This is a genomic window from Dokdonella sp. (genome assembly GCF_019634815.1).
In the GTDB taxonomy this organism is placed as follows: Bacteria; Pseudomonadota; Gammaproteobacteria; order Xanthomonadales; family Rhodanobacteraceae; genus Dokdonella_A.
Genome location: NZ_JAHCAP010000025.1, coordinates 1 through 17,081, shown reverse-complemented (window position 1 = coordinate 17,081; position 17,081 = coordinate 1). Strand labels below are relative to the sequence as shown.

Annotated in this window: 14 protein-coding genes; 3 read left to right on the top strand and 11 right to left on the bottom strand. The window is 66.9% G+C overall.

The genetic code is table 11. The features are described 5' to 3' along the window. Window positions 1-13 precede the first annotated feature (13 nt). The 11 genes from ilvA to KF759_RS11810 are packed head-to-tail and all read right to left on the bottom strand — an operon-like array spanning window position 14 to window position 12,616. The gene (gene ilvA, locus KF759_RS11860) at window positions 14-1,564 is read right to left on the bottom strand and encodes a threonine ammonia-lyase, biosynthetic (RefSeq protein WP_291225769.1); all 1,551 of its coding nucleotides are present in this window, start codon (window positions 1,562-1,564) and stop codon (window positions 14-16) included. A gap of 8 nt (window positions 1,565-1,572) precedes the next feature. Next, window positions 1,573-1,851 carry an acetolactate synthase small subunit gene (gene ilvN / locus KF759_RS11855; protein ID WP_291225767.1) on the bottom strand — a complete coding sequence of 93 codons (279 nt, stop codon included), beginning with the start codon at window positions 1,849-1,851 and terminating at the stop codon, window positions 1,573-1,575. 35 nt (window positions 1,852-1,886) lie between these two features. Further along, on the bottom strand, window positions 1,887-3,752 hold the full coding sequence (gene ilvB, locus KF759_RS11850; RefSeq protein WP_291225765.1) for a biosynthetic-type acetolactate synthase large subunit: 1,866 nt from the start codon (window positions 3,750-3,752) through the stop codon (window positions 1,887-1,889). A gap of 20 nt (window positions 3,753-3,772) precedes the next feature. After that, complete coding sequence (locus KF759_RS11845; protein ID WP_291225763.1) at window positions 3,773-4,114, bottom strand: hypothetical protein; 342 nt, start codon at window positions 4,112-4,114, stop codon at window positions 3,773-3,775. A 47-nt stretch (window positions 4,115-4,161) separates the two neighbouring features. Beyond that, window positions 4,162-5,172, bottom strand: a complete 1,011-nt coding sequence (gene ilvC / locus KF759_RS11840; RefSeq protein WP_291225761.1) for a ketol-acid reductoisomerase — start codon at window positions 5,170-5,172, stop codon at window positions 4,162-4,164. Continuing rightward, window positions 5,169-6,869, bottom strand: a complete 1,701-nt coding sequence (ilvD, locus tag KF759_RS11835) for a dihydroxy-acid dehydratase (RefSeq protein ID WP_291225758.1) — start codon at window positions 6,867-6,869, stop codon at window positions 5,169-5,171. Before ilvD ends, ilvC begins: the two co-directional genes overlap by 4 nt. Before the next feature lie 36 nt (window positions 6,870-6,905). Next, window positions 6,906-8,006: a 3-isopropylmalate dehydrogenase gene (gene leuB, locus KF759_RS11830; protein WP_291225756.1), complete on the bottom strand. Its 1,101-nt coding sequence runs from the start codon at window positions 8,004-8,006 to the stop codon at window positions 6,906-6,908. Beyond that, a complete protein-coding gene (gene leuD, locus KF759_RS11825) occupies window positions 8,003-8,602 on the bottom strand; it encodes a 3-isopropylmalate dehydratase small subunit (RefSeq protein WP_291225754.1) in 600 nt (199 codons plus the stop codon). Before leuD ends, leuB begins: the two co-directional genes overlap by 4 nt. Further along, window positions 8,599-10,014 carry a 3-isopropylmalate dehydratase large subunit gene (leuC, locus tag KF759_RS11820; RefSeq protein WP_291225753.1) on the bottom strand — a complete coding sequence of 472 codons (1,416 nt, stop codon included), beginning with the start codon at window positions 10,012-10,014 and terminating at the stop codon, window positions 8,599-8,601. Before leuC ends, leuD begins: the two co-directional genes overlap by 4 nt. After that, window positions 10,011-10,967: a branched-chain amino acid transaminase gene (locus KF759_RS11815; protein WP_291225751.1), complete on the bottom strand. Its 957-nt coding sequence runs from the start codon at window positions 10,965-10,967 to the stop codon at window positions 10,011-10,013. The genes leuC and KF759_RS11815 overlap by 4 nt, the downstream gene beginning before the upstream one ends. Further along, entirely contained in the window at window positions 10,964-12,616 is a 1,653-nt protein-coding gene (locus KF759_RS11810; protein ID WP_291225749.1) for a 2-isopropylmalate synthase, read from the bottom strand. Before KF759_RS11810 ends, KF759_RS11815 begins: the two co-directional genes overlap by 4 nt. A gap of 718 nt (window positions 12,617-13,334) precedes the next feature. On the opposite strand from KF759_RS11810, the gene KF759_RS11805 reads away from it, so the two are divergent. From KF759_RS11805 to KF759_RS11795, 3 genes are all read left to right on the top strand, one after another. Beyond that, on the top strand, window positions 13,335-14,075 hold the full coding sequence (locus KF759_RS11805) for a hypothetical protein (protein WP_291225747.1): 741 nt from the start codon (window positions 13,335-13,337) through the stop codon (window positions 14,073-14,075). Window positions 14,076-14,510: 435 nt separating this feature from the next. Continuing rightward, window positions 14,511-14,789, top strand: coding sequence for a helix-turn-helix transcriptional regulator (locus KF759_RS11800; protein ID WP_291225745.1), 279 nt, complete (start codon window positions 14,511-14,513; stop codon window positions 14,787-14,789). Beyond that, window positions 14,786-17,081: SNF2-related protein (locus KF759_RS11795; RefSeq protein WP_291225743.1), on the top strand; the 2,296-nt coding region annotated here is incomplete at its 3' end. The genes KF759_RS11800 and KF759_RS11795, both read left to right, overlap by 4 nt.

Genomic DNA, 17,081 nt, shown 5'->3' with positions numbered 1-17,081 from the left:
GCCTTGGCCGGGTTCAGGCACGTAACAGCAGGCGATAGGCCGGATTGTCGCTTTCGTCGCAGTGCGCAAAGCCCAGTCGTGCGAGGCAGTCCTGCCACAGTGGCAACTCGGCATCGGGCACCTGGATGCCGACGAGGATGCGGCCGTGGTCGGCGCCGTGGTTGCGGTAGTGGAACAGGCTGATGTTCCAGTCCGGATGCAATTGCGCGAGGAACTCGGGCAGCGCGCCGGGGCGTTCCGGAAACTCGAAACGGTACAGGCGTTCGTTGCGCGCCAGTGGCGAGCGACCGCCGACCATGTGGCGCAGGTGCTGCTTGGACAGTTCGTCGTCGGTGAGATCGAGCACGTCGAAGCGCTGCTCGATGAAGCGCAGCGCGAGCCGCTCGCGATCCTCGCGCGCGGCGATGCGGATGCCCACGAAGATGTGCGCGCGGCGCGCATCGCCGATGCGATAGTTGAATTCGGTGATGTCGTGGCGACCCAGCGCAGCGCAGAAGCGGCGAAAGCTGCCGCGCTCCTCGGGTATCGTCACCGCGAAGATCGCCTCGCGCTGTTCGCCGACCTCGGCGCGCTCGGCGACGAAGCGCAGGCGATCGAAATTCATGTTGGCGCCCGACACGATCGCCGCGAGCGGACCCGTCGATGCATGCGTGGCCGCGTACTGCTTGAGTCCGGCCAGCGCGAGCGCGCCGGCTGGTTCGGGTACGCTGCGGTCGACTTCGTAGACATCGCGGATCGCCGCACAGATCGCGTCGGCATCCACGCGCACGATGCCGTCGAGATGACGCTGGCACAATTCGAAGGTGAGCGCGCCGGCGCGCTTGACCGCGGTGCCGTCGGCAAACAGGCCGACCTCGTCGAGCGCGATGCGCTCGCCGGCTTCGAGCGAGCGCGCCATCGCGTCGGCATCGCAGGCCTGCACGCCGAACACGCGCCACAGCGGGCGTTCCTGCTTGATCACGCTGGCGACACCCGCAGCCAGACCGCCACCGCCGATGGGCACGAACAGCGCGTGCAGGTCGGTCGGTGCCTGTTCGATCAATTCGAGTGCGACGGTGGCCTGTCCGGCGATCACGTCGAGATCATCGAAGGGATGCACGAACTCGAGGCCGCGCTCGGCCTGCAGGCGCAGCGCATGCGCCTGCGCATCGCTGTAGGAATCGCCAGCCAGCACGATCTCGACATGCTTGCCGCCGATGCGGCGCACCGCATCGATCTTCACTTGCGGCGCGGTCACCGGCATCACGATCGTCGCGCGCACGCCGAGCCTGGCCGCGGCCAGTGCCACGCCCTGCGCATGATTGCCTGCCGATGCCGCGATCACGCCGCGCGCGCGCTGCAGCGCATCCAGCCGCTGCATGCGGCTCCATGCGCCGCGCAGCTTGAACGAGAACGCCGGCTGCTGGTCCTCGCGCTTGAGCAGCACGCGCGCGCCGCAGCGCGTCGACAGCAGCGGCGCTTCCTCAAGCGGTGTTTGCCGCGCGACTTCGTAGACGCCCGCGTCGAGCGCGCGCCGCAGCAGCACCGTTTCCAGCGAGTCAAGTTCATCGGCGACCGGGTTCATGCAGGCGTTCACGCGCTGCTCGCCAGGGCGAGGAGCCGCTGCTCGGTGCCGACCAGTGACAGCGTGTTGACGTCGAGCACGTCGACCAGCTTGCGCGTCTGCCGCACCACCTGTTCAAGCAGCGCCGTGCTGCCGTGCATGACGAGCGTGAGCTGGGAAATGGCCGGATCGTGGGTGGTGGCGACGGTGAGCGTGTCGATGTTGCAGTGGCGCGCGGCGAACAGCCCGGCCACGCGCAGCAGCGCGCCCGATTCGTTCTGCAACAGGATGAACAAGGTGTGTTTCATGGTCGTCTCCACGTGGGTCGCTGCGCGAGGTCGGTTCAGAACATGTCGGCGGTTTGCGCGGGCGCGATCGCGCTCTCGCCGCGCTCGGCAATGAACGGGCCGGTGATCATCTGCGCGTAGGACTTGCCCGGCCCGACCATCGGATAGACGCCGGCATCGGGATCGATCATCACTTCGAGGAAGGCCGCACCGGGGTGGGCGAGGAACTCGGCGATCACCGTTTCGAGGTCTTCCTTGCGCTCGAGTCGGCGCACCCAGCCGAAGCCGTCGGCTTGCGCCGCCATCACGAAATCCTTGCGCCGCAGACTGCGATCGGTGGCGCTGAAGCGGCCATCGAAAAACAGCTTCTGCCACTGCCGCACCATGCCGTCGCCGACGTTGTTGAGCACGACGATCTTGAGCGGCAGGCCGTAGCTGGTCACCGTCTCCAGCTCGCCGAGGTTCATGCGGATGCTGCCGTCGCCATCGATGTCGATCACCAGCGCATCGGGCCGCGCGAACTGCGCCCCGATCGCGGCCGGCAGGCCGAAGCCCATCGTGCCCATCGAGCCCGAGGTGAGCCAGTGGCGCGGCGCACGGAAATCGAAATATTGCGCCGCCCACATCTGGTGCTGGCCGACGCCGGTGCTGATGATCGCGCGGCCGCGCGTGTGCCGGTTGATCGCCTCGATCACCGCTTGCGGCTGGATCAAGACGCTGTCGCGGTCGTAGTCGAGCGCATGCGCGCGCTTGAGCTGCGCCAGATGCGCATGCCATGCACTGAAATCGGGCTGCGCGGCGCGCGCGCGGCCGTGGCGCAGCAGGCGTTCGAGCGCCGCGCGCAGCGGCCCGACGTGATGCCAGTCGACCGCCTTGACCTTGCCGACCTCGGCCGCATCGATGTCGATCTGGGCGATGAACTGCGCCCGCGGAGCGAAGCGCGCCGGCACGCCGGCGACGCGATCATCGAAGCGCGCGCCGAGCGCGATCAGGAAATCGCAATCCTCGACCGCGTAATTCGCATACGCGGTGCCATGCATGCCGAGCATGTGCAGCGCCAGCGGATGGGTGGTGTCGAATCCGCCCAGACCCATCAGCGTGGTTGTCACCGGAATGCCGAACGTGGTGGCAAATTCATGCAGGGCCGCACTGGCGTCCGCAGCGATCACGCCGCCACCGGCATAGATCAGCGGTCGCCGCGCCTGCGCGAGCGCGTTGAAGAAGCGCGCGCAGGCATCTTCGCCGAGCTGTGACTGCGCGGTCGCGCGCAAGCGTGCGCGATAGCCGGGAATCGGCAGCCGGCAGGCGCCGTCGAACGCCAGCATTGCGTTCTGCACATCCTTGGGAATGTCGACCACCACCGGGCCGGGGCGTCCGCTGCGCGCGATCTCGAAGGCGGTGCGCAGGGTCGCTTCGAGTTGTTCGGGCTCGGTGACCAGGAACACATGCTTGGCGCAGGAAGCCATGATGTTGGCCACCGGTGCCTCCTGGAACGCATCGCTGCCCAGCACCGCAGTCGGCACCTGACCGCAGATCGCCAGCATCGGCACCGAGTCGGCCATCGCATCGCGGATCGGCGTGACGAGGTTGGTCGCGCCCGGGCCCGAAGTCACCACCGCGACGCCGACCTTGCCCGAGGCGCGCGCATGGCCGGCCGCCATGAAGCCCGCGCCCTGTTCGTTGGCAGGCACGATCAGCGGCATCGGTTCGCTGCCGTCGGCGCGCAGATGCTGCGCGTTGTGGCGAAAGATCGCGTCGTAGACCGGCAGGATCGCGCCGCCCGAATAGCCGAACAGCACCTCGCAACCTTCGTCGACGAGGATCTGCACGATGATGTCGGCGCCGCTGAGATGTTCGCCGGCGCGCGGATGCGGCGCCTCCGGCGCCGGCGATGGGACTGCGGTTGGCAGGGGCAGGTTCACGTTGACTCCTCGGCTGCGGCTCAGTTGCGGATCAGTTCGCGCGGTTCGGCCGGATGCACCGGCACGCCGAAGCGGGCGATGATCTGCAGGTCCTGTTCGAGCGTGGAGAAACGCTGCCACTCGATGCCGTTGATGTCGGTGTCGCTGGCAAATCCTGTCGCCGCGTCATCCTCGAAACCGATCTGGAGGATCTGGCCGGCGTGCGCGGGATCGTGGCGCACCGACAGATTGAGCTGGTTGGTGCGCCACATGGCATAGGTGTCGAGCACCACCGCCTGCGGCGGCTGGCCCAGGCGCTTGCTGTAGTCGGCGATGGAGGCATCGACGTCGGCGACGGCGATGGCGATGTGGAAACGTTTCATGCGGATTCTCCGGTGGTGAACGTGAGGGTCTGGCTGCGGCGCTTGCTTCAGCCGGCTTTCTTGAGCGACACCGAACCGGCGCCGGATTTCTCCGGCTGCAGCCAGGCCATGCGCGCGCGCAGCTTCTGGCCGACCTGTTCGATCGGGTGATCCAGATCGGCCTGCTTGAGGCGCTGGTAGTTGGGCAGGCCGGCGGCGTATTCGGCCGTCCAATTGCGCGCAAACGTGCCGTCCTGGATGTCGCGCAGCACCTCCTTCATGCGCGCCTTGACGCCGGCATCGACCACGCGCGGGCCGCTCACGTAATCGCCGTACTGCGCGGTCTCGGAGACGAACTGCAACATGCGTGCGAGGCCGCCTTCGTAGAACAGGTCGACGATCAGCTTGAGCTCGTGCATCACCTCGTAATAGGCGATCTCGGGTTGGTATCCGGCTTCGACCAGCGTCTCGAAACCCTTGGTCACCAGTTCGCTGGCGCCACCGCACAACACGGCCTGCTCGCCGAACAGGTCGGTTTCAGTTTCCTCGCGGAAGTCGGTCTTGATCAGCAGCGCGCGGCCGCCGCCGATGCCGTCGGCGTAGGCGCGTGCGCGTTGTTCGGCGTGACCGCTGGCATCCTGATGCACGGCGTACAGGCAGGGCACGCCGCGTCCACGCTCGTATTCGCTGCGCACCAGCGCGCCCGGCCCCTTGGGCGCAACCAGCACCACGTCGATGTCGCTGCGCGGGCTGATCTGCTTGAAGTGCACGTTGAAACCATGCGCGAACAGCAGCACCGCGCCCGGCTTGAGGTTGGGTTCGATCGCCTCGCGATACAGCGCGGGCTGCACCATGTCGGGCGTGAGCACGGCGACCAGATCGGCATCGCGCACTGCGGCCGCAGGCTCGGCAACCTTGAGGCCATCGGCCTGTGCGCGCTGCCACGAGGGACCGTCCTTGCGCACGCCGACCACGACATCCAGGCCCGACTCGGCGAGATTGAGCGCGTGCGCGCGGCCCTGACTGCCGTAACCAAGCACGGCGATGCGGGAAGAAGACAAGGCATTGACCTGACTCATGCGGGAACTCCAGAACGTGGGGTGGAAGAAACGGGGGTGTCGAATACCGGCTGGGTGATCGCGCCATCGGAGGCCGAGCCGACCAGCAGCGCGAACTTGGCGAGTGCGCCGCGCACGACCTTGGGTGCGGGCGCCTGCCAGTGTTTGCGACGCGCGACGAGATCGGCGTCGGTGCTGATCTGCCGCGTGTCGGCGTCGATGCGGATGCGATCGCCGTCGACGAGCAAGGCAATCGGCCCGCCACGCGCGGCTTCGGGCGCGATGTGGCCGACCATGAAACCGTGGGTTGCGCCCGAGAAGCGGCCATCGGTGATGAGGGCGACGTCATCACCGAGACCGCGCCCGATCAGCGCGGCGGTGACGCCGAGCATCTCGCGCATGCCGGGGCCGCCGGCCGGGCCTTCGTTGCGGATCACGACCACCTCGCCCTTGCCGATAAAGCCGTCCTGCACTGCGGCGAAGGCGGCTTCCTCGCTTTCGAACACGCGCGCCGTGCCTTCGAAGTGCGTGGCGCCCTTGCCCGCGAGCTTGAGGATGCAGCCATCGGGCGCGAGATTGCCGTAGAGGATCGAGTAACCACCGCGTGGCTTGAGCGGCGCGCTGGGCGGATGAACGACTTTCTGATTGGCGACGCGCGGCGCGGCTGCGGCTTCGGCGAACAGGCAGCGACCGGTCACGGTCGGCGTGTCGACCAGGAGGCCGGCCGCGATGAGTTCCTGCGCGACGCGCGCGCTGCCGCCCGCAGCGAACAATTCCACCGCGGTGTAGCGCCCGCCCGGGAGCAGATCGGCAATCACCGGCGTGCCTTCGGAAGCCGGCTGGAAATCCTCGAGCGACCACTCCACGCCAGCCTCGCGCGCGATCGCCAGCAGATGCAGCACCGCATTGGTCGAACCCGCCGTGGCCGCGACCATGCGCGCGGCATTGGCCAGTGAGTCGCGCGTGATCAGCGCGCGTGGCCGGCGCCCCTCGCGCAGGCATTGCATCACCAGCTCGCCGCAGCGATGCGCCGCCTTCGCCTTGTCGGCGTGGGTCGCGGGGATGTCGTTGAGGCCGAGCGGCGACAGACCGAGCGTGCTCAGCACCATCGCCATCGTGTTGGCGGTGAACTGGCCGCCGCAGGCACCCGCGCCCGAGCAGGTGCAGGCATCGCATTCGACGCGCTCGAGTTCGGCGGCGTCGATGCGACCGGCCGCGTGTGCGCCGACCGCTTCGAACACCTGCTGGATGGTGATCGGCTGGCCATCGTGCAGGCCGTGGGCGATGGTGCCGCCGTAGAGCGCGACGCTCGGAATGTCCAGCCGCGCCATCGCCATCGCCGCGGCGGGAATCGTCTTGTCGCAGCCGCACAGCAGCAGCATCGCATCCAGGCAATGCCCTTCGACCGCGGCCTCGATCGAGTCGGTGATGATCTCGCGACTCACCAGCGAGTAGCGCATGCCCGGCGTGCCCATGGCGATGCCGTCGGTGACCGCGATGGTGTTGAACTCGACCGGCGTGCCGCCCGCGGCGCGGATGCCCTCGGCGGCGGCGCGCGCGAGATCGCGCAGGTTGAGATTGCAGGGCGAGACATCCGACCAGGTGTGGACGATCGCCACCAGCGGTTTCCTGAGCCCCGCATCGTCGATGCCGGTGGCGCGCAGCATCGCGCGGGCGGGCGCGCGCTCGGCGCCGGTCTTGATGAGATCACTGCGCATGGAAGTATTCCGTTGCAAGAAGAAAAGTCATGGCGTTCAACCGCAGCAGGCGTTCATCGGATCGGCGTAGGTCTGCGCAGCCGACAGGTTCGCGGCGAGCGCGGCCAGCACCGCATCGCACACTTGCCGCGTGCTTGCGCTGCCACCCAGATCGCGCGGGCGCGGGCCATCACGCAGCACGCGCGCGACTGCGGCCTCGACTGCGGCGGCTTCGCGTTCGAGCCGCAGCGAATGGCGCAAGAGGAGCGCCGCCGAGAGGATCGCGCCGCTCGGATTGGCAATGCCCTGGCCGGCGATGTCGGGCGCCGAGCCGTGGATCGGTTCGTACAGTCCGCAGGCACCGTCGCCGAGCGAAGCCGATGGCAACAGACCGAGCGAGCCCGCGATCGCCGCGGCCTCGTCGGTGAGGATGTCGCCGAACAGGTTTTCGGTGACGACCACGTCGTAGCTCGCCGGGCGCGTGAGCAGCAACATCGCCATCGAATCGACGAGCTGGTGCTCGAGCCTGACCGTGGGATAGTCGGCGGCGAGGCGATCGAGCGTGCTGCGCCACAGGCGCGAGGTTTCGAGCACGTTGGCCTTGTCGACCGAGGTCAGATGCCCGCGCCGCGCGCCGGCGAGCTCGAAGGCGCGTCGCGCGACGCGTTCGATTTCGGCCACGGTGTATTTGCATTCGTCCGTGGCGGCGTCCTTGCTGCGCGTCCTGGCGCCGAAGTAGGCGCCGCCGGTGAGCTCGCGCACGAACAGGATGTCCACGCCCGCGAGCTTGTCGTCCTTGAGCGGCGACAGCGCGGTGAGCGCGGGATGCACGCTCAGCGGGCGCAGGTTCGCATACACGCCCAGCCCCGCGCGCAAGGCGAGCAGGCCCTGTTCGGGTCGCACGGTGGCCGCGGGATCGGACCACTTCGGTCCGCCGACTGCGCCAAGCAGCACCGCGTCGGCGGTCTTGCACGCAGCCAGCGTGGATGCGGGCAAGGGCTCGCCGCAGGCGTCGATCGCGCAACCGCCGAGCGCATGCTCGGAGAATTCGAAGCCATGACCGCAATGTGCGGCCACCGCCTTGAGCACCGCGATCGCGGCCGCAGTCACTTCGGGCCCGACGCCATCACCGGGCAGACAGACGATGCGCGCCTTCATGCCGCAACTCCTGCCGAAACGACCGCACGAGACTGCAGATAGGCATCGATCTGCGCGCTGCGCGCGAGCAGATAACCGAGCTGATCGACGCCTTCGAGCAGGCAGTGACGTGCGAAGGCATCGATCTCGAAGGCAATCCGCCCGCCATCGGGCAAGCTGATCGTCTGCGTGCGCACGTCGATCGCCAGTTCGATGCCCGGATGCTCGAGCAGCCAGCGATGTTCGGGCTCGCTCAGCACGATCGCGAGCAGGCCGTTCTTGAGCGCATTGCTGCGGAAGATGTCGGCGATCTCGCAGGAGAGCACCGCTTCGATGCCGTAGTCGAGCAGCGCCCACGGCGCATGTTCGCGCGAGGAACCACAGCCGAAATTGCGTCCGGCGACGAGGATCGAGCAGCCGCGCGCGCTCGGCTGGTTGAGCGCGAAGGCCGGGTTGTCGCTGCCATCGGGCAGATAGCGCCAGTCGCTGAAGCAGTGCCGGCCCAGACCGCTGCGCGTGGTGGTGGCGAGGAAGCGCGCGGGGATGACGCGATCGGTGTCGATGTTTTCATCGGCGAGCACGACGCTGCGCGAATGGATGCGGGTGACGGCGTTCATGCAGCGGCCTCGTTGAGATACTGGCGGGGATCGGCAAGCTGGCCGGCGACGGCGCTCGCCGCCGCGACTGCGGGACTGGCGAGCACGCTGCGCGCACCCTGGCCCTGGCGACCTTCGAAGTTGCGGTTGGAGGTGGAGACGACCAGCTCGCCCTTGGCGGCGATGTCGCCGTTCATCGCGATGCACATCGAGCAGCCCGGCAGGCGCCACTGCGCGCCGGCCGCGCAGATCGTCTCGTGCAGCCCTTCCGCCTCGGCATCGCGGCGCACGCTTTCCGAGCCCGGCACCACCAGCATGCGCACATGGCTGGCGATGCGGCGACCGCGCAGGATCGCGGCGACTTCGCGCAGGTCGGACAGCCGGCCATTGGTGCAACTGCCGACGAACACCACGTCGACCCGCGTGCCGAGCATCGGCTGTCCGCTGCGGCCTTGCATGTAGTCGAGCGCGCGCTGCTCGACTGCATCGCGCGCAACCGGTACCGGTGCATCGAGCGCGATCGCCATGCCCGGATGCGTGCCCCAGGTCACGGTCGGCCGCACCTTGCCTGCATCGATGTGGACGGTCTGATCGAAACGCGCGCCGGGATCACTGGCGAGCGTGCGCCAGTGCGCGACCGCGCTGTCCCAGTCCTTGCCACGTGGCGCGCGAGGTCGGCCTGCGAGCCACGCGAAGGTGACCTCGTCGGGCGCGATCATGCCGGCGCGCGCGCCGGCTTCGATCGACATGTTGCACACCGTCATGCGCTCTTCCATCGACAGTGCGCGGATCGCCGCGCCGCGATACTCGATCACGTGCCCGGTGCCGCCGGCGATGCCGATCTGGCCGATGATGTGCAGGATCAGGTCCTTCGCGCTCACGCCCGCCGGCAGGGCGCCATCGACTTCGATCGCCATCGTTTTCGGTTTGCTCTGCAGCAGGCATTGACTGGCGAGCACATGGCCGACTTCGGTGGTGCCGATGCCGAAGGCGAGCGCGCCGAAGGCGCCGTGCGTGGAGGTGTGGCTGTCGCCGCAGACGATCGTGCTGCCCGGCAAGGTCGCGCCGAGCTCCGGGCCGATCACGTGCACGATGCCGCGCTCGCGGCTGTCCCAGCCGTGCAATTGCACGCCGAACTGCGCGCAGTTGGCTTGCAGTTGCTCGACCTGCGCCTTGGCCGCGGGCGTGGCATAGGGCCGCTCGCCGTTGGCATCGCCGGGCAAGGTCGGCGTGGAGTGATCGAGCGTGGCCAGCGTGCGCTCGGGAAGACGCACGCCAAGACCACGCGCGCGCAGTTCGTCGAAGGCCTGTGGCGAGGTGACTTCGTGGATCAGGTGCAGGTCGATGAACAGCACCGCGGGGGTGTCGCTGGTCTGCGCGCACACCAGATGCGCGTCCCAGACCTTTTCGAACAGGGTGCGGGGCGCGCTCATGCGGCCACCTCGATCCTGGCTGCGGCCGGCGTCGGCGCATCGAGCAACTGCAACCACTGGCGACGGTCGGCGGTGCTGCCGTCGAACAAGCCGAAGAAGGCTGCGCGCAGACGCGTGGTGAGCGGCCCCGGTGCGCCGCGACCGATCTGCTTGCGATCGACGGAACGCACCGGCGTGATCTCGGCGGCGGTGCCGGTCATGAACACTTCGTCGGCGCTGTAGAGCGCCTCGCGCGGCAGTGCGCGTTCCTCCACCGTGATGCCCAGATCGCCGGCCAGCGCGATCACGCTGTCGCGCGTGATGCCGGCCAGAATCGCCGCGCTCGATGGCGGCGTGATCAGCTTGCCGTGCTTGACCAGAAACAGGTTCTCGCCCGCGCCTTCGCTGAGCAGGCCGTCGTGGCCGAGCGCGATGCCTTCGTCGTAACCGTGGCGACGCGCTTCCATGCCGATCAACTGGCTCGACAGGTAATTGCCACCGGCCTTGGCCCAACTGGGCAAGGTGTTGGGCGCGGGGCGATGCCAGGAACTCACGCAGACATCGGCGCCGCGTTCGGCGGCTTCACCCAGATACGCGCCCCATTGCAGCGCGATCACCGCGACCTCGACCGGATCCTGTGCGCCCGCGAGCACGCCCAGACCACCCGCGCCGCGAAACACGATCGGACGCAGGTAGGCCGATGTCAGTTTGTTGGCGCGCACCACCTCGGCGCAGGCCGCGTTGATCTGCGCCTGGCTGTAGCCGATCTCGATCTCGTAGGTGCGCGCCGATTCGAACAGGCGCTGCGTGTGATCGGACAGACGAAATGCCGCCGCGCCGCGCGCAGTGGCATACACGCGCACGCCCTCGAACACCGACGAGCCGTAATGCAGCGCATGCGCGCCGACATGGGTGGTGGCCTGCGCCCACGGTTTGATCTGGCCGTTGTGCCAGAGCAGGGCGGGATGACTCATGGCGAGATCTCCCTGCGCGCAGCGCCGGCTGCACGGATTGCGGGGGATGGCGCGGCGTGGCCACGCGGTGATTGCGAAACCGGATTGCGCTCGCGCGGCTGTTGCCGCTCGATGCGATTGACGATCGCGAGGGCGGCTTGCGCGGCGGCTTCGACGATGTCGGTACTCAGGCCATGGCCGTTCCATTCGCGTTCGGCATGGCGCGCCGCCAGACGCGCTTCGCCCTGCGCATCGCCACCGGCGCCGACCGCCTGGATCTGGAAGCGCGTGAGTTCGAGCGCGGTATCGGTGGCGCGTTCGATCGCGCGCAACACCGCATCGACCGGGCCATCTCCGAGCGCAGCTTCGGCGACTTCGCCGCCATCTTCGTGCGCGAGGCGCACCGAGGCCGAAGCGCCCGCACCCAGATGCGCGCTGGTATCCAGCCGCAGCAGACGCCAGGGCCCGGTGGCTTCGGGATCATGGCCGCGCGCGAGCGCATCGAGGTCGTCGTCGTGGATCTCGCGCTTCTTGTCGGCGAGCGCCTTGAAGCGCGCGAACAGCGCATCGAGCACGGCGTCATCGGGTGCGTGGCCGAGGGCTTCCAGCCGCGCGCGCAAGGCGGCGCGACCGGAATGCTTGCCCAGCACCAGGCGCGTTTCGGCGATGCCCACATCCTGTGGACGCATGATTTCGTAGGTGCCGCGGTGCTTGAGCATGCCGTGCTGGTGGATGCCCGACTCGTGCGCGAAGGCATTGGCGCCGACGATTGCCTTGTTGCGCGGCACCGCCTGGCCAGTGAGTTCTGCGAGCAGGCGCGAAGCCGGAAACAGCTTGCGCGTGTCGATGCGCGTTTCGGTGCGCAGCAGCGCGCCGCGCACCTTCATCGCCATCACGATTTCCTCGAGCGCGGCATTGCCGGCGCGCTCGCCAATGCCGTTGATCGTGCACTCGACCTGACGCGCCCCCGCGCCGACTGCGGCGAGGCTGTTGGCGACCGCGAGGCCGAGATCGTCGTGGCAGTGGCTGGAGAACACCACGTGGCGTTCGCGGCGCACGTGGGCCAGCAAATAGGCAAAGCGTTCGGCGATCTCGACCGGCGTCAGATAGCCGACCGTATCGGGCGCGTTGAGCGTGGTTGCTCCCGCGGCGGCAGCGACCGAAAACACCTCGGCGAGAAACCCCGGCTCGGTGCGCATCGCATCCTCGGCCGAAAACTCGACTTCGTGCGCGAGCTGCACAGCGCGCTCGACGCCTGTGGCCGTGGCATCGAGCACCTGCTGCCGGCTCATGCCGAGCTTGTGCTCGCGATGCAGCGGGCTGGTCGACAGGAACACATGAATGCGCGCGCGCTGCGCGCCGGCCAGTGCGCGTGCCGCGGTATCGATGTCACCCGTGACGCAGCGTGCCAGCGCGCAGGCGGTGGTGGTCCTGAGCGATTGCGCGATCTGCGCCACCGCCGCGAAATCATCCGGTGAAGCCTGCGGAAAGCCCGCTTCGAGCACGTCCACGCCGAGCGCTTCGAGCATCTGCGCCATGCGCAGCTTGGCGCGCCGATCCATCGAGAATCCGGGCGCCTGTTCGCCATCACGCAAGGTGGTGTCGAAGATGCGTACGTGATCGACGGCAGCGCCGTCGGCATCGCTTGCGGGTGTTTGCTGGATTTCCATTCAGGGCTCCGTCGTGGAGACGGGCCGCAGGCAACAAAAAACCCCGCGCCATTGCTGGTGCGGGGTTCTTCGGGAGTCTTCAGGTTTTCAACTTTCAGCTACCTGGACACACGCCCTCAGCCCGCACCTCCGTTGGTAATAAGGAGTACGAGTACGAGGCTAATGAGGAGCGTGCCGCGCGCCGGCAGCAGCCCGTCGAGCGCCGCGAGGCGGCTCGATCCGGTGAGGCTGTGCTGGCTGTTGCGTTGCGACATGGAGCCGACCCTAAACGACGCTGTGGCGGCGTGTCAACAACTTCCTTGTGACGATTCGTGCGGGTGGAGTCGGCCTCGATTGGATGTCTGGACGGCCGCATGCGCGCTGCAATGCAGCTGTGGAGGGCAGCGAACAACACGCACGCGCAGTTTGCGCAGCATAGCGAACGGCCGGCTTTGCCTCGATTCGGACGCGCGCCATGCAGCAGCGGCTGCAGTCGCGTCGCGCGGAAGATCCGGCCTCGGATCTGCGGCGCAGGCGTTGCCTGAGGCGATCGGCGCCTCGCGCGGCATCAAGGCTCGGAGTCGGGACATCGCCGCTAACCTGGCTTTGCCCTTTCCTCGCCCGCGGCCAGTGAATTCGCGTCGCAGAATGAACGGGCGTAAGGTACCCGCCGACGTTTCGCCGCAGGCCACAGGCACGTCGGCAGATCCGTCGATTCGGTCCCGCCAAGGAGGTTCACATGATTCGCTCGTTGATTCGCGTCACTTTGCTGCCGATCGGCTGTGTTGCATTGGCCAGCATGTCGGCGAGCAGTTTCGCCTCTGATGGCGTATCGGCCACTTTCAGTTTGGCCGGCCTGCCATCCACGATCACCTTGTGCCGGGATTCTGCGGCGATTGCCGTGTTCAACTACGACGCCCAATGGGGCGTCTTGATTGATGTGGACAACAACACCAGCACCGGCGCCCCGATCATGGGCGTTGGCGCCGAAGCCTACCTGCTTGCGCATACCCCGACACAAATGCTGCCCTGCACGCCGCACGAGGAGGACCTCGCTGACAACCTGCAGATCGACCTTTTGCTCTGGGATTCGGTGCAAAACACCTTCGTGCCGTCCAGTCAGCCCGCTTGGGTCACGGCGGACTTCGACGACCACAGCATCACCCTGGGCGCCGACGTCGTCGGTGGCCTGGCTGCCCTGGACGGCGCATCGATCTATCTGGCTGCCGCCCAGGCACCCTATGTGGCAACGCTGGGCAATACCGCCGTGCCGGCTGCAGACTTGGCGCCTGCCGCGGCCGTGGGTGGACCATCACGCACCTTTCCTGCAGGCGACGTGATGAACTGCAGCGCGCCTTGCAGTCCTGGCGCGGTTTGGTATCCGAGCGTCGATCTGGTTGGCATGGTGACTGCCATCGGCCCCGGCGACACCCTCTTTGCCGACGGTTTCGAATCACCCGACGTCGCGTTTGCTCGCTGAGCTGAGCCAGGCGTCGAGGCATCCAGCGCATTGGCGCGGCCGTTCATGGAGGGTGCGGCACCTTCCGCCCGGAAAAAATCCCCGCACCGCCCAAAGGGCCGGTGCGGCGACCAGCCGACTGGCCGGATCAGGTTTGGTGCGTGCAACAACTCTTGTTCAAGGAGCCGGGTGAATCCCCGCCCGCGGGTCAGCACCCCCCACTCTCCGCTGTCCTTCAGCTAGACCGGCTCGACTTGTCTGACCAGGCCTGGCAGGCAGGCCAGTTGAGCGAGGGGGGCTGATCAGTCTGGCTTTCGTGGCGACCTCTTTCCTGGTTGGAACACCACCACCTGTACGCTTGGTCGGCGAGAACCAAAAATGGGAGGAAATTTGCACTCCCGCAGGCCTTGTCTACCGTAGAAGTTGACGTGTTAGGCAAAGAATGGCTTATTCGCTTTGGGTTTTTGCCGAATAAGTCAAATGCAGACAATTCTTGAGCTCGGGCACGCCATTGCAGACCGACGACGCTCGCTTGGTTTGAAGCAAGGTGACGTCGCCCGGCAGGCCGGGGTCGCGCAAGAGATGCTTTCCCGGCTTGAGCGCGGGCGATGCCCGGAGTTCGGTGCACGCAAACTGCTGGCGATCGCGGCCGTCCTTGGTATGGAGGTCGATTTCATCGAAACAGTTGCGTCGGGTTCTCTCGATGACCTGCGACGCGAGCGGTCCAACGCATGAGGATCATCAGGAACTCGGGCGCGGAGCGCGTCATCGACCTGGTTCGACCCCAGATGCAGCCCGGGTACCGACTGGATGTCGTCACGCCTGCACTTTCGCTGTTCGCCTTTGCGGAGTTGATGAAGGAAGCCGCCCGGCTGGACAGGGCCAGGTTGCTGCTGCCTCAAGAGGGTATGGGCCTTAGCGATCTTGGATCGGATTCTGATCGCGCCTCGAGAAACCAGTTGCGAACGCGATGGTTGGCGAAGCGTTTCGCCGGATGGCTGGCGGCCAAAGCTGAAGTCCGATGCGCAGTCGGCGCGGTTCCCCAATCGGCTTTGGTGGTGCGCGACGCACAAGACCGTCCCCACCAAGTTGTCCTGGGGTCGTTCGCGTTCAGCACCGAGGGCCTGGGCACGACGCCAGGCAATCCTCTCAGTCTGATCCAGGCCTCGGAAACAACCGAGGAAAGCCAGCTTCTGAGCCAGTGGTTCGACGTGCAGTGGGTGGCGCTTCAGACACAGCCGGAGGCCAAGCAACGACTTGTGGATCACTTCGAGTCGCTTGCGGCTCATCGGGATCCTGCTTCGGTTTACGCCCTCATGCTCCACCAGCTCTTCGCCGAGCAAGGCGAGCAGATGGACGAGGACCGCATCGTCAAGTCCGCGACGGGCATCCGCAACACGGTCATCTGGAAGAAACTGTTCAAGTTCCAGCGTGACGGCGTGGTCGGCGCCATCGACAAGCTCGATCGCTTTGGCGGCTGCATCATTGCCGACAGCGTCGGCCTGGGCAAGACCTTCGAAGCGCTGGCGGTCATCAAGTACCACGAACTGCGCAACGACCGGGTGCTGGTGCTGTGTCCCAAGCGCTTGCGTGACAACTGGACGCTGTACCGCAGCAACGACCGGCGCAATGTGCTGGCCGCAGACCGATTCAACTATGACGTCCTGAACCACACCGACCTGTCCCGCGACGGCGGACTGTCAGGCGATATCAACCTGTCCCACGTGAATTGGGGCAACTACGACCTGGTCGTCATCGACGAGTCGCACAACTTCCGCAACAAGAGCACCCACAAGGATCGCGAGTCCCGTTACCACCGGCTGCTGCGCCAAATCATTCGCGAGGGCGTCAAGACGCGGGTGCTGATGCTGTCGGCCACCCCGGTCAACAACCGCCTGGCGGATCTGCGCAACCAGATCGCTTTTGCCACCGAAGGCGATGACTTGGCGCTGGCCGATCACGGCATCGCCAGCATCGAGGCCACCACGCGGCTGGCACAGAAGCAGTTCAATCGCTGGCTCGACCTGGCCGATGGCGACCGCACGCCCTCGCGGCTGATCGAAATGCTGGGCTTCGACTACTTCACCCTGCTCGACCACCTGACCATTGCCCGGTCGCGCAAGCACATCGAGAAGTACTACGGAACGGCGGAGACCGGGAAGTTTCCTGCGCGGCTCAAGCCGATCAATATCAAACCGGACGTCGATCGCGCCGGCGAATTCCGCTCCATCCGCGAGATCAACGACGAGATCCGGCGCCTGAATCTGGCGGCCTATGCTCCCCTGCGCTATGTCCTGCCGCACAAGCAGGCCGCCTACGACGAGAAATACAGCACCGAGGTGCGCGGCGGCGAAGGTTTCTTCCGTCAGGCCGACCGCGAGGAAAGCCTGATCCATCTGCTGCGGGTGAATGTGCTCAAGCGCATGGAAAGCGCGGTGTCGTCATTCAGCCTGACCGTCGGGCGCCAGCTCAAGGACGTGGAGGCGACGCTCGCCCGCATCGAGGCGAAAGCGGGCGACATCGAAGAGATCGATATCGCCGATGTGGATATCGACGATCCGGCCTTCGAGAGCCTGCTGGTCGGCAAGCGCATCAAGGTGCTGCTGGGCGACGTGGACCTGATCCGCTGGCGGCAAGACTTGATCGAGGACCGCAACCGCCTGGCCACCTTGCTGTCGGCGGCACGCCAGGTGGATGCCAGCCGCGACGCCAAGCTCAACGCCCTGCGCGAGACGATCGCTCACAAATGCCAGCACCCGACGAATGCGGGCAACCGCAAGGTCATCGTCTTCACCGCGTTCGCCGATACCGCCCACTACCTTTACGAGAACCTTGCACTGTGGGCGAAGGAAACACTGGGCATCGACACCGCCTTGGTCACGGGCGCTGGTCGCAACCAGAGCACCCTGCCGCGTCTGAGCAAGGACTTGGGTACCATCCTCACTGCGTTCTCTCCACGCTCCAAGGAGCGCCCGGAGGAATTAGCGGACGAGGGTGAGCTGGACCTGCTGATCGCCACCGACTGCA